Raw genomic sequence first — 15588 nt, 5'->3', positions numbered from 1 at the left:
GGACTGCGGGAGGGCGGCTCTGACCTGCACACTCGCGCGGAAGGCGCGGCGGTGCGCAGGGTCAGCAGAGGTAACGGGATCTCGGCGGTGCTGGGTGTCTCAGCCGGCCGGACAGATGGCGCTGGACATGCGGCCGAGGTCGACGTGCCGCCGACTCACCAAGGCAATTCCAGTTCCAGGCATGACGGAAGCGTGTCACGCGCAGTTCGGGGCAGTCCACCACGATCCACGATGTGGACGACATGGTCTCGAAGAATGAGATCCTGTGTCGTCCGTCACTCCCGCTCGCACTTCCGCACTGCCGCCGGGCCGCCTCAGGCGGTGTGTGCGCCGGGCCAGGGACCGGGCGTCTCCACCGTGGTCTCCTGTTCGATCCGGGTGTCGAAGAGACGGAAACCCCGGCGCAGATAGTTGTCCATCGCGTGCGGGCCGTCCTCGGAGCAGGTGTGGAGCCAGACCCGCTTCGTCGGTGTCCGCTCCGGCCAGCGCTCGGCCAGGTCCCAGGCGCGTGCCACGCCCACCGAGAGGAGGTGCCCGCCGATGCGCCGTCCCCGGAAGGCCGGAATCAGTCCGAAGTACATGATCTCCACGACGCCCTCGGCCTGCGGATCGAGCTCCACGTATCCGGCCGGGGTGCCGTTCTCGTACGCCACCCACGTCTCGACGCCGGGCCGGTCCAGGGTCTCCTGCCACTGTGCGTACGACATTCCCAGCCGGTCCGTCCACCGGATGTCGCCGCCGACCGCCGTGTAGAGGAACCGGCTGAACTCGGGCGACGGCCGCTCGGAGCGTACGACCCGCACCTCGTCGCCGGAGGTGGCGGAGGGCCGCAGATCGGCGGGCGAGGTCTGCTCCAGGGACCAGATGGTCACCGGGGTGGTGGCAGCGGCGAGGCGCGACGGGGTGCTCATGCTCATACGGCCAGGGAATCATGCCGTTCGATTCCGGCCAAGGCGGGTCCGGGGACCCCGGACCCGCCCTGGCCGCCGGTGCGGCTCAGCAGTAACCGTTGATGGTTCCGTTGACGCCCGTCCACATGTACGCGTCGCTCACCCACGTACCGTCCGAGAGTCTGTTCCAGAGACTCGAGGTGCCGTAGCGGCCCGTGTGCGAGGTGCCGTTGCTGGAGCAGGAGACCGTGACCGTGGCGCCGTCCGCCACCGATCCGCTGAGGCCGTATCCGGTGCCCGGGCCCGTGCGCTTGTTGACCGAACCGCCGCCGTTGGCATCGATGACGCCCTGGTTCAGACCGAGGGCGCCGTAGTTGTAGAGGTTGCCCGGGGCCACCACGCGCGCGCTGCCGTGCAGCGCGGAGCCCTGGTAGGCGGAGCCGCCGTTCTCCATGGACCACTTGCCGAGCCCATGGCCGGCGAGTCCGACGTAGGCGCTGTTCTGCCGCAGCCCGAAGTGGACATGGCGTCCGGACGCCGCGCCGCCGCAGGTGACGTCCGTGCCCGTGTAGCCGAGGTAGGCACCGGCGCCCACGGCGGCTCCGTTGACGTTGACGCTGCTCCACAGGTGGTAGTAGTCCGTGGAGTAGCCGCGGTCGTGGATGACCCGGATCCAGCCCGTGCACATGGTGTACGCGGTGCCTCCGCGCGTCGCGCGCACCGTCTGGTCGCCGCCCGCGAAGTCCATCGAACTCCAGGGGGCCTCCGAGCCTCCCCAGCCGTGCGGCCCGGAGGTCATGGTCCAGGTCTGGCCATTGGCCCAGGGCAGGGCCATGCCCGTACGGAAGTCGCTGCCGGCGAGCGGGGTGATTCCGGTGGTGACGCCAGGCCTGCCCGCGGCGGACACCTGCCTGCCGTCCTGCTCCGCGAAGAGCGGCTTCTCGGCGGCCCTCGTGAGGGTGGAGCGGGCCGAGAGCTCGGCGAACCGCGGTTCGCCGTCGAACGCGACCTGCCAGGAGCCCCCGTCCCGGTGGGCGATGAACAGCCAGCCCTCCGGCATCCGGTCGGACCCGGGTTCCGTGGCCAGGACGGCGGTGCCGTGGGCCCAGGCCCCCGCCTCGCGCGTCACCTTGACGACCGGCCGGTCACCGGAGGCCAAGGCGCCGGCCCGCTGCTGCCCGCGCTCGTGCAGGTGGTCGGTCACGGCGGCCTCGGGGCCGGTGGCGGCCGCCACCGCTGCCGGTTCGGCGGCCGTGGACGAACCGGCGGCGAGCAGCGTGCTCGCCGCCGCCAGTGCCAGGGTCGTCACCATTCTCGTGAGGGACGAGGTGGGGCGTCTTCGATGCGACATCAGCTGATTCCTCCGGCGGGGCACAGGCCGTTCCCGGAGGAAGGGAAAGGTCTACGCGCATGGATACATGGTGGGAACCAGAGTCGCGGCAAGTTCTGTACATGACAAGATGGCCTGGCGGTGCCGTCCTACCGGCTCGCGGAGCCCCGCGCCCCCACGACCACCGGCGCCTTCGAGTGCGGCAGCAGATCACCCGGATCCTCCGGGTGCACGACCTCCACCTCCACCCCGTCGCCGAAGCGGTACGGACGGTGCCCCAGCACCTCCACGAGATGGCGCCGCAGCCGTGAGATCTCCGCCCGGACCGTCACCGTCCTCGTCGCGTCCCCGAAGAGATCCTGCGCCAGCTCCGCCGCCGTGCGGCCCTCGGGGTGCAGCGCCAGCGCGTACAGCAGCTCCGCGTGGCGCGGCGAGAGCCGCTGCGTCCAGGTGCCCACCGGGTTGATCACATGGACCGACAGTCCCCGGGCCCTGCTCAGATCCAGCACCAACCGGCGCGGCGGGCCGTCGAGGTCCGCGTCCGCCACCTCCAGCAGCCAGCCGCCGGGCAGCGGCTCCACCCGGCACATGCCCAGCGACGGCAGCCATACCTGGCCCGCCCGCATGGACTTCGGAAGAGGCAGCCGGTCCACCGGCGGCATCCCGGTGACCGCGGCCAGCCAGCCATGGCCGTCGACGGCCATGGCGCGGCCGCTCAGCCGGCAGAGAATCGGCGCGGCAACCGACCTCAGCCGCTCGATCGAGACGATGTGCCGCATCCGCAGCTCGCTCTCGGTGAGCCTGGCCACCGAGTCGACCAGTGCCAGCGTGGCCGGATGGAAGGTGCGGGCCGGTCCGCTGATGTCCAGGATGCCGACGAGCTTGCCGTCCCGGGGATCGCGTACGGGGGCGGCGGCGCAGGTCCAGTTGTGCAGCGAGCGCACGAAGTGCTCGGCCGAGTGCACCTGGATCGGCTTGCGCGTGGCGAGGGCCGTGCCGATGGCGTTGGTGCCCGTGGTCGTCTCCGACCACGCGGCCCCTTCCTCCAGACAGACGCCGTCGGCCTGGCGCAGCACCCTCGGGTGGCCCTGGCGCCACAGCACCCGGCCGTCCGCATCGGTGAGCACCATGATCTGCTGCGAGGCGTCCGCGATGGAGGCCAGACTGTCGCGCAGCAGCGGCATCACCTCACCGAGCGCGGAGGAGGTGCGCCGGTGCTCGATCTCGTTCGATCCCAGCAGCTCGCTCTCGGTCGACTGCTCCGGGTCGACGCCGCTGCGCGCCACCCGGTCCCACGAGGCGTCGATCTCCGCACGCGGGGCGGCCCCGCGCGGCTGCCCGGCTCGGCTGGTCCGCATCACTCGTTCCCCCTCATCGCTCTTTCCCGTGTTCAATCCGCGGGGTGGGGGCCCGCTGTACGGCCGGGGCGGCCGGACGGGTCCATCCTCCCGCTGTCCCGGGCCGCATGTCATCAACCCTTGCAACCCCTTGCAACTCTGGTCAGCGGGTACAGCTCAGGACGAGAGTGGCGGAACACCGCGGCGCGGGGCCCTGTGTCCCGTGGTCAGGTGTGGAACAAGCGTGGAGGGTGGTGCCGTGTCGGCGCAGCACCACCCTCCATGGCTTCCTCCCGGGCCGTCCTACCGGTCGTAGGCCCGTGCGCGCTCCACCACCGAGGCCAGATCGAGTTGGTGCGGAAGCGTCCCGAAGGCCGACCCCCAGTCCCCGCCCAGCCGTGACGCGCAGAACGCGTCGGCGACCTCCGGCGGAGCCCAGCGGATCAGCAGCGAACCCTGGAGCACCAGCGCCATCCGCTCGACCAGCCGCCTGGCCCGCGCCTCCATGGCTTCCAGGTCCGCCAGTTCGGTGAGCAGGTCCTTGATCGCCCTGTCGAGGCGGTGATCGGCGCCCCGTGCCTTGCCGATCTCCTGGAGGAACGCGTCGAGCGCCTGCGGTTCGCGTTGCAGCGCCCGCAGCACGTCAAGCGCCTGTACGTTCCCCGAGCCCTCCCAGATCGAGTTGAGCGGAGCCTCGCGGAGCAGGCGGGGCATGCCCGACTCCTCCACGTACCCGTTGCCGCCGAGGCACTCCAGGGCCTCGCCCACCACGGTCGTGCACCGCTTCGTCACCCAGTACTTGGCGGTGGGCACGGCGATCCGCAGGAACGCCCGCTCCTGCGGCGTGTCGGCGTCGTACGCGGCCGCCAGCCGCAGCGCGAGCGTCGTCGCCGCCTCCGACTCCACTGCCAGATCGGCCAGTACGTTGCGCATCAGCGGCTTCTCGACGAGGAGGCCGCCGAACGCGCTGCGGTACGCCGTGTGATGGATCGCCTGCGCCACCGCCTGCCGCATCAGCGCGGCCGAACCGACCACGCAGTCCAGCCGGGTGGCCGCCACCATCTCGATGATGGTGCGCACCCCGCGCCCCTCCTCCCCGACCCGGCGGGCCCACGTGCCGTCGAACTCGACCTCGCTGGATGCATTGGACCTATTGCCCAGTTTGTCCTTGAGGCGCTGGATGGCGAACACATTTCGGGTTCCGTCCGCCAGGACCCGTGGCAGGAGGAAGCAGGTCAGCCCTCCGGGAGCCTGCGCGAGCACCAGGAAGGCGTCGGACATCGGCGCCGAACAGAACCACTTGTGGCCGGTGAGCAGATACTCACCGTCCCCGGCCAGCGGCTCGGCCCGCGTCGTGTTGGACCGCACGTCGGTGCCGCCCTGCTTCTCGGTCATGCCCATCCCGACGAGCACACCGGCCTTCTCCAGGGGAGGCCGCAGACCCTCCTCGTACACCTTCGCCGTCAGCAGCGGCTCCCACGCGGCGGCCAGCGCCGGGTCGGTCCGCAGAGCCGGCACCGCCGCGTGGGTCATGGACAGTGGGCAGCCGTGGCCCGCGTCGTTCTGCGTCCACACCAGGAAACCGGCCGCGCGCCGGACGTGGCCCGCGGGTCTGCCCCAGGCGTCGGTCAGCCCGGCCGAGACCGCGTGGCCCAGCAGCCGGTGCCAGGACGGATGGAAGTCCACCTCGTCGACGCGGTGGCCGTACCGGTCGTGCGTACGCAGTTTCGGCGGGTTCTCGTTCGCGTTCGCACCCCACTCCTGCGCATGGGCGGAACCCGCTGACCGGCCGAGCGTCCCGAGATCCTCGCGGACCGAGGAAAGCAGATCCGGCGCGACGTGCCGCTCGACGGCCTCGGTGAGGGCGAGATCCGCTCGGAAGACGTCGTAGCCGACCAGCGGCGGAACCTGGTTGGTCACTGTGTGGGTGGTGGCTGCCATACAGCTACGGTAAGGAGGTGCAGGCAGCAAAAGAAACACCCGAGCGCCCCTCGGGTCGGCTCCACCGGGCTCGAGTCCTCTACCGCAACGTATCCAAGCGGCAGATGGCATGGCAATTGCTCAAGGACACCGTCAACTCGTGCATCGAGTACCGCATCCTCGGCCTCGCGGCCGAGGCGGCGTTCTTCACCCTGCTGTCCATGCCGCCGCTGCTGCTCGGCCTGATCGGGCTGCTCGGATACGTCGACGAGTGGACGACCACCACCACGGTCGCCTCCATCGAGCGGAACATCCTCAACGCGGCGCAGACGGTCCTCTCGCAGCGTGGGGTCAACGACTTCGCCAAGCCGCTGCTGGACGACGTGTCGACGGGCGCCCGGCCCGACGTCATCTCCATCGGCTTCGCGATCGCCCTCTGGTCCGGCTCACGGGCGGTGAACGTCTTCATCGACACGATCACCGTCATGTACGGGCTCGACGGCGAGCGCGGCATCGTCAAGACCCGGCTGCTCGCCTTCCTGCTGTACGTCATCGCGCTGCTGCTCGGCGCGGTGGTGCTGCCCGTGCTCGTGGTCGGCCCCGACCGGGTCGTGGAGTTCGTGCCCTGGGGCACGGAAGTCATAGCGGTGCTGTACTGGCCCCTGGTCATCCTGCTGACCATCGCGTTCCTCACGACGCTCTACCACGTGTCGGTACCGGTCCGTTCGCCGTGGATCGAGGACGTGCCGGGGGCGCTGGTGGCCCTCGGCATGTGGGTGGTCGGCAGCTTCCTGTTGCGCATCTACCTCACCAGCACGGTCGAAGGCCCCACGATCTACGGCTCGTTGGCGGCCCCCATCGCTGTCCTGCTGTGGATCGGTATCTCCGCGTTCGCGGTGCTGGTGGGCGCCGCGGTCAACGCGGCCATCGACCGGGTCTGGCCCTCGCTCGCGACCGCCGCGGCCCGTGCCGCGCACGAGCGGGCCAGGGCGGCCCAGGCGGCCGAGTTCGTGGCACGCACCTGGTCCGCCGCCGCGTGCGGGCAGGCGGACGACGACGAGGACGAGGACGACGATGTGTACATGCCGTCGGAGTTCCCGGAGCGGTGGTCGCGGTTCCTGCCGCCGGACGACGTGAAGTCCCGGCTGCACGGCCCCCGCGACCGTGAGACGAAACCAGGCCCGTAGGGAAGGGGTCCCGGATGTACGAGGAGCGGGCGTCGCGCCTCGCCGGCGCGGTGCTCTGGACGGTGAACCGGCAGGGCGGAACCGCCCGCCCCGTCCTCCCCGACGGCTGCATGGACCTGCTCTGGACCGGCGGCAGGCTACGCGTCGCGGGCCCCGACACCCACGCGTTCCAGGTGCCGGCCGCGTACGACGGGCCGTGCACCGGCATCCGGTTCGCCCCCGGGACGGCGCCCACCTTCTTCGGCGTACCCGCGTACGAACTGCGGGACCGGCGGGTCGCCCTCGATGACCTCTGGCCCGCCGCACACGTACGCCGGCTCACCGAGCGGATCGACGAGGCGGCCGACCCCGCCGCCGCACTGGAGGGCCTCGCCCTGCGCAGAGCCGCAGACACCGGACCGCCGGACCCGCTCACCGTCTCCGTCGCCGCACGGCTGCGGCAGGGCAGCTCCGTCGCCGATACGGCCAGGGCCGCGGGACTGGGTGCCCGCCAGCTGCACCGCCGCTCTCTGGCCGCGTTCGGTTACGGGCCCAAAACGCTGGCCCGGGTCCTGAGACTGCAGCGCGCGCTGGCTCTCGTACGATCCGGGGTGCCGTACGCCCAGGCGGCCTCCGCCGCGGGCTGCACCGACCAGGCACATCTGGCCCGTGAGATGCGGGACCTGGCGGGCACGACGCTCAGCGACCATCTGCGCGAGACGGACGACCGGCGCACGGCCGACGGGGAGACTGCCGACGGGGAGAGGGGCGACCGGCGCACGGCCGACCGGCGAACGGCTTACGAGGCGTTAGCGAAGAGCGAAACCGCACTGCCGTCCGGGTCGAGCACCACCGCGTAACGCTGTCCCCACACCGCGTCCCACGGCGCGAGACGGCCCTCGTAGCCCGCACCGGTCAGAGTGTCGTACACGGAGTCCACCTCCGCCGGGCTGTCGCAGAGGAACGCGAGCCCCAGACGCTCCCCGCCGGCCGTGGCGGCCCAGGCGGGATCGAAGGAGCGGATCACGTCCTCGGTGTCCCAGAGCAGCCGCATTCCGCCCGGCAGCGTCGCTTCGACATGGGGTGCGGACTCGGCACCGGCGGGGATGTCGAGCCCGAGCCGGCGGTAGAAGGCGAGCGAGGCGCCCAGGTCCGCGGTGGTGATGCCGATCGCGTCGAGTCGTGGAGTCATGCACCGAACCTAGGCCGCCGGACACCCCGCGGTCTTGTACGAAACGGTCATGCCCGTACCGGGCGCCCGGGGAAGTGCGTGCCCCCCGGGCGCCCGGCGCACCCGCTACAGGCAGTCGGCGGGGGAGCGGCCCGGGTCCGTCAGTGCCAGCCCGAGCCGGGCGCGCTCGGTGACCCAGCGGGTCGGGCGGTGGCGCGGGTCGCCCGTCGAGGCGTGCAGCGCCCGGTGCAGCTCCAGCATCCGCCCGGCGCCGACCCGGTCGCCCCAGGCCAGCGGCCCGACGGGGTAACCGAGCCCGGCCGTGACGGCCAGATCGATATCGGCGGGCGTGGCGAGGGAGCGCTCCGCGATCGAAGCGGCGACGGAGACCACGGAGGCGAGCAGCCGCTGCGCGACCGACCCCGCCGTGTCCCGTACCACCGACACGGCCCAGGGCTCCCCGCCGTCCCCCGCCCGGGCGAGCACCGCCCGGGCGTCCCGCGCGGCCGCCGGGTCCGCGGCGGGCGTCACGGCGAGCACCCGGCGCCGCCGCGCCGACGGCAGCGGGTCCACGCCGAAGGTGCGGCCCGCGGGCAAACCGTGCGCGGCGACCGCCGAGGCGACGGTGGTGCCCCACACCGGAACGAGTACGACGGCGTCCGCGGCAGGCACCGGACCTGACGCCACGTGCGCCCCGGCGGCGGCCAGCTCGGCGCGCAGCCGATCCGCCTCCGGGTCCGAGCCCACGACGTACACCGGACGGTCCGCGTCGCCCGTGACCCGCGGCTCGGCCGCCGGGGCGGGCGCATCGGGGCCGTACGCGAACCAGCCCTGTCCGGTCTTGCGGCCGTGCAGGCCCGCCGCGACCCGGTTCGGGGTGAGGTAGGAGGGCCGGAGCCGGTCCTCGTGACGGAAGCCCTGCCAGATCGAGTCGATCACCGCGGCCGTCACATCGAGGCCGGTGAGGTCCATCAGCTCGAACGGGCCCATCCGCAGCCCCAGCACCTCGCGCGCGATCCGGTCGATGCCAGCCGGATCCGAGACCGACTCCTCCAGCAGCGCCAGCGCCTCGGTCACCAGCCCGCGCCCCGCGTGGTTGACCAGGAATCCGGGAGTGTCGGCGACCGTGACGGCCCGGTGCCCGCAGCTCTCGACCAGCTCGGTCAGGGCCGGCGGGATCTCCGGACGGGTGGCCGCGCCCGGCACCACCTCGACGATCTTCATCAGTGGCACCGGGTTGAAGAAGTGCAGCCCTGCCAGGCGCGTCGGGTCCTGGAGCGTCGCCGCGATCCCGGTGACCGACAGGGACGAGGTGTTCGTCGCGAACACGGCCGAGGCGGGCAGCGCACGCTCCAGCCTGCCGAAGACCTCGGCCTTGGTCGCCGGGTCCTCCCGTACTGCCTCGATGACGAGCTCCACGTCGGGGCCCGCCGCCCACGGGTCGTCGAGCGGCACGAGACGCCCGACGGTGGCCGCGCACTCCTCGGCCGACAGCCGGCCCTTGTGCACGGCGCGCTCCAGCATGGCCGTCACGAACTCCACGGCGTCCTTCACCGCCTCGGCGCGTACGTCGCACAACTCGACGGTGTGTCCTGCGGTCGCCGCCCACTGGGCGATGCCGCGGCCCATGGCCCCGGCGCCGACGATCCTGATCCGCATAACGGTTGACGGTCCTTTCGGTAGGTCGGGTTCCGGCTCAGCGAAGGTAGACGCGTTCGGGGTCGACGTCCTCGCGCAGCAGGCGCAGTTCTTCGGCGGTCGGGGGTTCGATCGTGGTGACCGTACCGGCGACCTGGAGGTCCCAGCCGGTCGCGGCCCTGACCTGCTCGACGGTGACGCCCGGCTGGACGGCGACCAGCCGCAGTTCGTGGCCGATGCCCTCACGGGCCAGGATGCCGAGTTCGGTGATGACCCGGGTGACGCCGGTTCCGAGTGGCCGGATGCCCTCGGCGAGCGCCCGGTCGGGCCCCGGGGTCGTGCAGAAGTCCAGCGGATCGGTGAAGGAACGCCGGGTGTGGCGGCGCATCACGACGAACACCTCACGCGCGTTGGCCATCACCTCGACGCCGCCACCGGAACCCGGCAGCCGCACCGACGGGCTGTCCCAGTCGCCGATGACCGAGGTGTTGAGGTTGCCCCAGCGGTCGATCTGGGCGGCCCCGAGAAATCCGACGTCGATGTGTCCGCCCTGGAGCACGCAGCCGAACAGCGTCGGCATCGAGATGACCGCCTCGGCCCCCGTGATCAGGACGGCGTCCGCGATCGTCTCCGGCAGGTGGGAGGGGTGCGCGCCGCAGACTCCCGACTCGTACACCACCTCGATCTCGGGGGCGACCGTCAGATGTGCCAGCTCGGTGGCGAGCGTCGGCAGCCCGATGCCCGCGAACACCGTGCGGCGAGCCACGAGTTCGCGGGACGCCACGACGGACAGCAGCTCCGACGAGGTGACGGGGGCGTCCTGTGCGGTGAGGGTCATGACCGGCTCCTTCTCGTGTCCGTGTGCGCGGTCGTCACAGTCGGCGTCCGTAGTCGACCGGCCGGCTCAGCGCCTCGCCGACGGCCAGGCCCGCCCAGAACTCCTCGCCCAGTCTCGCCACGTACTCCGCGTGGTCGGCCGTCCCGAACACCCACTCCTCCAGCCACGCCCGGATGAGGTCGGGGTCCTGGCTGATCCGCGACCAGGCCCGGTAGAAGGCGTTGTCGCGGTCGTAGTACCCCTGTGCGAAGGACGGGTGTGCCCCGCGCGGGCAGACCACGACGGCGTGGACGGCGTGGGCGGGGACGAGCGTACGGTTCGGGTCCGAGCGGATCACTTCGTCGTCCACGAGTTCCTCGACCACGACGACCGCCTTCCTCGCCGCGTACACCGCCTCCGCCTGGATGCCGGTCAGGCCCCATATCTGGGTGTTGCCGCTGCGGTCGGCCCGCTGCGCGTGGATGATCGTCACATCTGGATTGACCGGCGGCACGACATAGATCTGTTCCGGTTCGCCGTCCGGCCCCGGGTAGGGCGACGTCACCTTGCGCAGATCGCTGTTGACGCTCGGCAGGTCGCTGCCGCCGTAGGAGCGCAACGGATAGAACGGCAGTCGCTGGGAGCCGGCGAGATAGCGGCAGATCATCCCGTAGTGGCTGTACTCCTCGAAGGCGAGCGGCGCGGGATCGGCGCTCTCGATGCGGCGCCGCAGGTTGCCCAGCGAGCCGGCGGACGAGTTGCCGACGAAGGAGGAGACGAGCCGCGAGACACAGCCCGCCGCGAGCATCTGGTCCACCACGATGTCGGCGGTCATCCGGACGACGGTGAGGTCCTTGCGGCCCTGGCGGATGATCTCGTGCCCCGCGGCGGTCGGGATGAGATGGGTGAAACCTTCGAGGCAGACGGTGTCCCCGTCACGCACGAAGTCGGCGACCGCCGCCTTCATCGTCACGACCTTGTCCGGCCGGTCGGTCCTGTCCACGGTGCTCCTCGGGCGTACGCGTGCGGGAGGCTCCACCGTGCCAGGGGCCATTGATTGCTGTCCAATACCAAATTAGGGTCGTATCCAGACCGGAGACTAATGAATGCGCCAGGCGGGAGGGGGGTACGGCATGGAGCTGCGGCATCTGACCGCGTTCGTCGCCGTCGCCGAGGAACTGCACTTCGGCCGGGCCGCCAAACGGCTCCAGATGGCCCAGCCCCCGCTTAGCCAGCAGATCCGGCAGCTGGAGAAACAGCTCGGTGTGCAGCTCTTCGTACGCAACACCCGTTCCGTGCGCCTGACCAGTGCGGGCGAGTCGTTCCTCGCACCGGTACGCGCCGTGCTCGGCGATCTCGACGAGGCGGTACGAGCGGCCAAGGCTGCCGGACGCGGTGAGTACGGGCGGGTCACCATCGGATTCGCCGGAGCCTCCAGCCACGAGACGCTGCCCCAGCTGACCAGGGCCGTGCGCGCCGCCCATCCAGGGCTCGAACTCGTCATGACGGGCCAGACATACGCCAACGTCGCCCTGTCCCGGGTCGCCGACGGCTCCCTCGACCTCGGCTTCGTCCGGCTGCCGGTGACGCGGCCGGGCGTGACCCACCGGGTGATCGACGAGGAGGAACTGATCTGCGCGCTGCCCTTGGACCACCGGCTCGCCCAACGGGACAGCGTCCCGCTGGCGGTGCTCGCCGACGAGCCGTTCGTCTCGTTCCCCGCCAACACCGGATCGACCGTGCGCGACGCCATGACCGAGGCCTGCGAGGCCGCCGGGTTCACCCCGCGTGTGGTGCAGGAGGCCCCCGACTCGTACACGATCATGGCGCTGGTCGCCGCCGGAGTGGGTGTCACCCTGACCGTCACCTCCTGTCGGCACATCCAGCAGAACGGTCTGGTCTACCGGCCCCTCGACGGGCCGCCGATCCGGCGCCAGGCGGCCCTGGCCTGGCGCGAGGACAACCCCTCCGCCGCACTCCGCGCGGTGCTCGCCGTCGCGGAGGAAGCCCTGCCGACCCCCGCCCCGGCGGGGTGAGACACCAAAACCGCCCCGATTGAGACGCGGCCCGTCTCGGATCAGGGCGAATTCGGTATTGGACCGCATCAGTCCCCTGATGCGAGGGTCGACGTGCAACGTCACACCGCACCACGCCATGTCACGCCACGCCATGTCACGCCGCTCCACGCCACACCCTCAGGAAGGCCCCGCCGTGCCCGACCACCTCGATGTCGTCGTCTGCGAACCCCTGCGCACGCCCATCGGCCGCTTCGGCGGAGCGTTCGCACGGCAGACGCCCGCCTCGCTCGCCGCCCGCGTCATCGCCGAGGTCGTCGCCCGCACCGGCGTCGACCCCGAGCGGGTCGACGAAGTGATCCTCGGGCACGCCTACCCCTCGTCCGACGCCCCCGCCATCGGCCGGGTCGCCGCCCTCGACGCCGGACTGCCCGTCTCCGTCACCGGTGCCCAGATCGACCGGCGCTGCGGCTCCGGGCTCCAGGCCGTACTCGACGCGGCGATGCAGATCCGAGCCGGCTTCAGCGACCTCGTGATCGCGGGCGGTGTCGACGTGATGAGCGCCGCCCCCTACTACACGCACGACGGACGCTGGGGCATCAAGGGCCCCGGTCTCCAGCTCCACGACTCCCTGGCCCGCGGACGGGTCACGGCGGGCGGCGTCCACCACCCCGTCCCCGGCGGCATGATCGAAACCGCGGAGAACCTACGCCGGGAGTACGCGGTCAGCCGCGCGGACCAGGACGCGCTGGCGCTGCGCTCGCAACAGCGCGCCGCCCGCGCGGCCGCCGAGGGACGGTACGAAGCGGAGATCGTCCCCGTCACCGTACGGAACCGCAAGGGCGAGACCGTCGTCACCGCCGACGAACACCCCCGCCCCGACACCACCGCCGAGCAACTTGCCGCGCTGCGCCCCCTCATGGGGAAGACCGACCCGGACGCCACCGTCACCGCGGGCAACGCCAGCGGCCAGAACGACGCGGCGGCCGCCTGCCTGGTGACGAGCGCCGCCACCGCCGAGCGGCTCGGCCTCACCCCGCTGGTACGCCTCGTCTCCTTCGCCCGTGCCGGAGTGCCCGCCTCGACCATGGGCATCGGCCCCGTCCCGGCCACCCACGCCGCACTCGGCCGCGCCGGGCTGACCCTCGCGGACCTCGACCTGATCGAGCTCAACGAGGCGTTCGCCGCCCAGGTCCTCGCCTGTACCCGCGAACTGGGCCTCGGCGACAAGGACCACGAGCGCATCAACGTGAACGGCTCCGGGGTCTCCCTCGGTCACCCCGTGGGCGCCACAGGAGCCCGCATCCTCGCCACCCTCACCCGGGAGATGCACCGCCGCGAAGCCCGCTACGGGCTGGAGACCATGTGCATCGGCGGCGGCCAGGGCCTCGCCGCGGTCTTCGAGCGCATCGCGCCCTGACCCGGGGTCCCCGGCCGGGCCTGCGTGGGGACCGTGGGCGGACAGCCCCTGACCCACCCGCTCCGGCTGACAGCCTCCGCACGGGGATACGGGAAGGGCCGGCCGGACAGCATCAGCTGTCCGGCCGGCCCCTCCTTTCCTGCGGCGTTCCGGGCTCAGATCTGCGAGCCGCGGGTGCGGCGCAGCAGCACCGCGCCGCCGAGCATCAGGACGGCGCTGGCGCCGGCTGCGAGGCCGAGGCCGGCCGAGCCGGTCTCGGCGAGCTGGGAACCGCCGCGCTGCGGACCGTGGTCGACGGGAGGCTGCTCGACCGGCGGCGCGGAGGCGGGCGGCTCGTTGGCGGGCGGCTCGTTGGCCGGCGGCTCCACCGGCGGCTGGTAGGCCGGGGGCTCCTCCACGGGGGGCTTGCCGGTGGGCGGCTCCTCGGTGGGCGGCTCCGTCGGCGGCCGGTGGTCCGGGCCGCTGACGTTGGCGCAGTCGTTGCCCATGGCCGGGTTCAGCGCGCCGACGACGTCGACGGTGTTACCGCAGGCGTTGACCGGTACGTGCACGGGGGCCTGGGTCAGGTTGCCCGACAGCACGCCGGGGGAGTTGGTGGCCGCACCGTCGGCGGAAGCACCACTGCCGCCGCCATGGCCGCCGCCGTTGCCGCCGCCGTCGCTCTTGCCGGAGTCGACGTTCGCGCACGAGTTGCCGAATGCCGGGTTGAGCAGGGCGATCACGTTCACCGTGTTGCCGCAGAGGTTGACCGGGACGTGCACGGGCACCTGCACGGCGTTGCCCGAACCGACCCCCGGCGAACCGACAGCGGCTCCGTCGGCCGAAGCGTCGGCATGTGCATAACCGCCGGCCGCGGACAGAATGCCCGAAGCCGCCGCCATGACGATCATGCTTTTATTCAAAACCTGCCGCATTATGTGTCCTTTCCTAGGACAGCCCACAGGACATTCCGTGTGGGCGATCCAACTGCACGTTGGACGACACTCATAACGAATGAGGAATGCGTGGGAAACTTGAAGATGCGTGGAAATCCTGTAACCACCCGAACGGGTGACGTATGTGCGTTCGGGTGTGCAGACAAATGCAGCGGGCGCCGCCTCGGTGTGCGGTCGTGCGGCGGCGCGTTCGCGTTTTCCTTGCGAACACAAGGCGTACGAACGTGCGCCTGAATAGCTGACAGCGCATGCGGGCCGGAATAATGGAATAGCGGCATTCGGGTGAACGGGCAGAACCAAACATGCCGCCGCGAGTTGGTCAGGGCGCTCCGACACGGGGCAATCGGTACGAGAAGGGTTAATCGTGATCAAGAAGGTTCTGGCTACGGGTGCCGTCGCCGCCTCCGTCCTCGGTCTCTCGGCTACGCAGGCCATGGCGATCGGCGACGACGGAGGAACGACCTCGGTCAACGGCAACGGCGCCTCGCAGGCGTTCGGCAATGCCGAGACCCACGGTGACTGGAGCCCGCAGTTCGGTCTGGTCCAGGGCTCGCTCAACAAGCCGTGTGTCGGTCTGCCGCTGAAGGCCAACGTCGGTTCGCTCGTCGGCCTGGTGCCGGTCGCGGTCCAGGACATCAACGTCCTGTCCTCGCCGCAGAACCAGCAGTGCACCGAGAACTCCACCCAGGCCAAGGGTGACGAGGCGCTGTCGCACATCCTGGACAACATCCCGATCCTGTCCGGGAACGGCGCCAACAACAGCTGACCCGGCCGCACCGCAGGCCCGGACCGACGGCTTTTCTCCTCCGCGCGGACCGGGCCTGCTGCTGTGCCGATCGGGGGATTTTCCGAGAATCTGCTCGTCATCGAGTTTCGATCTCGGCGTCACGTCGTTACGCATTACAGCTTCGGAGTCACGGGCGATCAGGACAGCGCTCGTGCGGCACGA

General features: G+C 71.4%; 15 protein-coding genes. 5 read left to right on the top strand and 10 right to left on the bottom strand.

The genetic code is table 11. From position 1 onward, the window contains the following. Nucleotides 1-99: 99 nt before the first annotated feature. The 5 genes from F0344_RS36720 to F0344_RS04990 form a co-directional block, all read right to left on the bottom strand. Nucleotides 100-183 (bottom strand): putative leader peptide, encoded by an 84-nt coding sequence (locus F0344_RS36720; RefSeq protein WP_316248393.1) that lies wholly within the window; start codon nucleotides 181-183, stop codon nucleotides 100-102. A 131-nt stretch (nucleotides 184-314) separates the two neighbouring features. Then, nucleotides 315-911: a GNAT family N-acetyltransferase gene (locus F0344_RS05005; protein WP_185302522.1), complete on the bottom strand. Its 597-nt coding sequence runs from the start codon at nucleotides 909-911 to the stop codon at nucleotides 315-317. An 85-nt stretch (nucleotides 912-996) separates the two neighbouring features. Beyond that, on the bottom strand, nucleotides 997-2241 hold the full coding sequence (locus F0344_RS05000; RefSeq protein WP_219732114.1) for a M23 family metallopeptidase: 1245 nt from the start codon (nucleotides 2239-2241) through the stop codon (nucleotides 997-999). A gap of 128 nt (nucleotides 2242-2369) precedes the next feature. Continuing rightward, entirely contained in the window at nucleotides 2370-3578 is a 1209-nt protein-coding gene (locus F0344_RS04995) for a GAF domain-containing protein (RefSeq protein WP_185297612.1), read from the bottom strand. Between the two features lie 282 nt (nucleotides 3579-3860). After that, nucleotides 3861-5498 (bottom strand): acyl-CoA dehydrogenase family protein, encoded by a 1638-nt coding sequence (locus F0344_RS04990; protein ID WP_185297611.1) that lies wholly within the window; start codon nucleotides 5496-5498, stop codon nucleotides 3861-3863. A 104-nt stretch (nucleotides 5499-5602) separates the two neighbouring features. Here F0344_RS04990 and F0344_RS04985 point away from each other — a divergent pair, with 104 nt between their 5' ends. Both F0344_RS04985 and F0344_RS04980 read left to right on the top strand, forming a co-directional pair. Then, the gene (locus F0344_RS04985; protein ID WP_185297610.1) at nucleotides 5603-6664 is read left to right on the top strand and encodes a YihY/virulence factor BrkB family protein; all 1062 of its coding nucleotides are present in this window, start codon (nucleotides 5603-5605) and stop codon (nucleotides 6662-6664) included. Nucleotides 6665-6678: 14 nt separating this feature from the next. Next, complete coding sequence (locus F0344_RS04980) at nucleotides 6679-7503, top strand: DUF6597 domain-containing transcriptional factor (RefSeq protein WP_185297609.1); 825 nt, start codon at nucleotides 6679-6681, stop codon at nucleotides 7501-7503. Here the strand turns inward: F0344_RS04980 and F0344_RS04975 are convergent. From F0344_RS04975 to F0344_RS04960, 4 genes are all read right to left on the bottom strand, one after another. Further along, nucleotides 7443-7835: a VOC family protein gene (locus F0344_RS04975; RefSeq protein ID WP_185297608.1), complete on the bottom strand. Its 393-nt coding sequence runs from the start codon at nucleotides 7833-7835 to the stop codon at nucleotides 7443-7445. The genes F0344_RS04980 and F0344_RS04975 overlap by 61 nt on opposite strands. Before the next feature lie 105 nt (nucleotides 7836-7940). Further along, on the bottom strand, nucleotides 7941-9473 hold the full coding sequence (locus F0344_RS04970; RefSeq protein WP_185297607.1) for a 3-hydroxyacyl-CoA dehydrogenase: 1533 nt from the start codon (nucleotides 9471-9473) through the stop codon (nucleotides 7941-7943). A 37-nt stretch (nucleotides 9474-9510) separates the two neighbouring features. Beyond that, entirely contained in the window at nucleotides 9511-10290 is a 780-nt protein-coding gene (locus tag F0344_RS04965) for a CoA-transferase subunit beta (protein WP_185297606.1), read from the bottom strand. 34 nt (nucleotides 10291-10324) lie between these two features. Continuing rightward, on the bottom strand, nucleotides 10325-11272 hold the full coding sequence (locus F0344_RS04960) for a CoA transferase subunit A (RefSeq protein ID WP_185297605.1): 948 nt from the start codon (nucleotides 11270-11272) through the stop codon (nucleotides 10325-10327). 130 nt (nucleotides 11273-11402) lie between these two features. On the opposite strand from F0344_RS04960, the gene F0344_RS04955 reads away from it, so the two are divergent. Further along, nucleotides 11403-12305: a LysR substrate-binding domain-containing protein gene (locus F0344_RS04955; protein ID WP_185297604.1), complete on the top strand. Its 903-nt coding sequence runs from the start codon at nucleotides 11403-11405 to the stop codon at nucleotides 12303-12305. A 175-nt stretch (nucleotides 12306-12480) separates the two neighbouring features. Next, nucleotides 12481-13704, top strand: a complete 1224-nt coding sequence (locus F0344_RS04950; protein WP_185297603.1) for an acetyl-CoA C-acetyltransferase — start codon at nucleotides 12481-12483, stop codon at nucleotides 13702-13704. A 155-nt stretch (nucleotides 13705-13859) separates the two neighbouring features. Here the strand turns inward: F0344_RS04950 and F0344_RS36460 are convergent, their stop codons facing one another. Next, nucleotides 13860-14594, bottom strand: coding sequence for a chaplin (locus F0344_RS36460; protein WP_374940062.1), 735 nt, complete (start codon nucleotides 14592-14594; stop codon nucleotides 13860-13862). Nucleotides 14595-15003: 409 nt separating this feature from the next. Between F0344_RS36460 and F0344_RS04940 the strand changes: the two genes are divergently transcribed. Further along, complete coding sequence (locus tag F0344_RS04940; RefSeq protein ID WP_185297601.1) at nucleotides 15004-15405, top strand: rodlin; 402 nt, start codon at nucleotides 15004-15006, stop codon at nucleotides 15403-15405. Nucleotides 15406-15588: the final 183 nt, after the last annotated feature.

The organism is Streptomyces finlayi (genome assembly GCF_014216315.1).
In the GTDB taxonomy this organism is placed as follows: domain Bacteria; phylum Actinomycetota; class Actinomycetes; order Streptomycetales; family Streptomycetaceae; genus Streptomyces; species Streptomyces finlayi_A.
This window is presented reverse-complemented; position numbering and strand designations above follow the sequence as displayed.

Coding starts and splice junctions, on each gene's coding strand:
- F0344_RS04975 (WP_185297608.1), bottom strand. CDS start 7,835: ATGACTCCACGACTCGACGCGATCGGCATCACCACCGCGGACCTGGGC.
- F0344_RS04995 (WP_185297612.1), bottom strand. CDS start 3,578: ATGCGGACCAGCCGAGCCGGGCAGCCGCGCGGGGCCGCCCCGCGTGCG.
- F0344_RS04965 (WP_185297606.1), bottom strand. CDS start 10,290: ATGACCCTCACCGCACAGGACGCCCCCGTCACCTCGTCGGAGCTGCTG.
- F0344_RS36720 (WP_316248393.1), bottom strand. CDS start 183: ATGCCTGGAACTGGAATTGCCTTGGTGAGTCGGCGGCACGTCGACCTC.
- F0344_RS04990 (WP_185297611.1), bottom strand. CDS start 5,498: ATGGCAGCCACCACCCACACAGTGACCAACCAGGTTCCGCCGCTGGTC.
- F0344_RS04980 (WP_185297609.1), top strand. CDS start 6,679: ATGTACGAGGAGCGGGCGTCGCGCCTCGCCGGCGCGGTGCTCTGGACG.
- F0344_RS05005 (WP_185302522.1), bottom strand. CDS start 911: ATGAGCACCCCGTCGCGCCTCGCCGCTGCCACCACCCCGGTGACCATC.
- F0344_RS05000 (WP_219732114.1), bottom strand. CDS start 2,241: ATGTCGCATCGAAGACGCCCCACCTCGTCCCTCACGAGAATGGTGACG.
- F0344_RS04955 (WP_185297604.1), top strand. CDS start 11,403: ATGGAGCTGCGGCATCTGACCGCGTTCGTCGCCGTCGCCGAGGAACTG.
- F0344_RS36460 (WP_374940062.1), bottom strand. CDS start 14,594: ATGATCGTCATGGCGGCGGCTTCGGGCATTCTGTCCGCGGCCGGCGGT.
- F0344_RS04985 (WP_185297610.1), top strand. CDS start 5,603: ATGGCATGGCAATTGCTCAAGGACACCGTCAACTCGTGCATCGAGTAC.
- F0344_RS04970 (WP_185297607.1), bottom strand. CDS start 9,473: ATGCGGATCAGGATCGTCGGCGCCGGGGCCATGGGCCGCGGCATCGCC.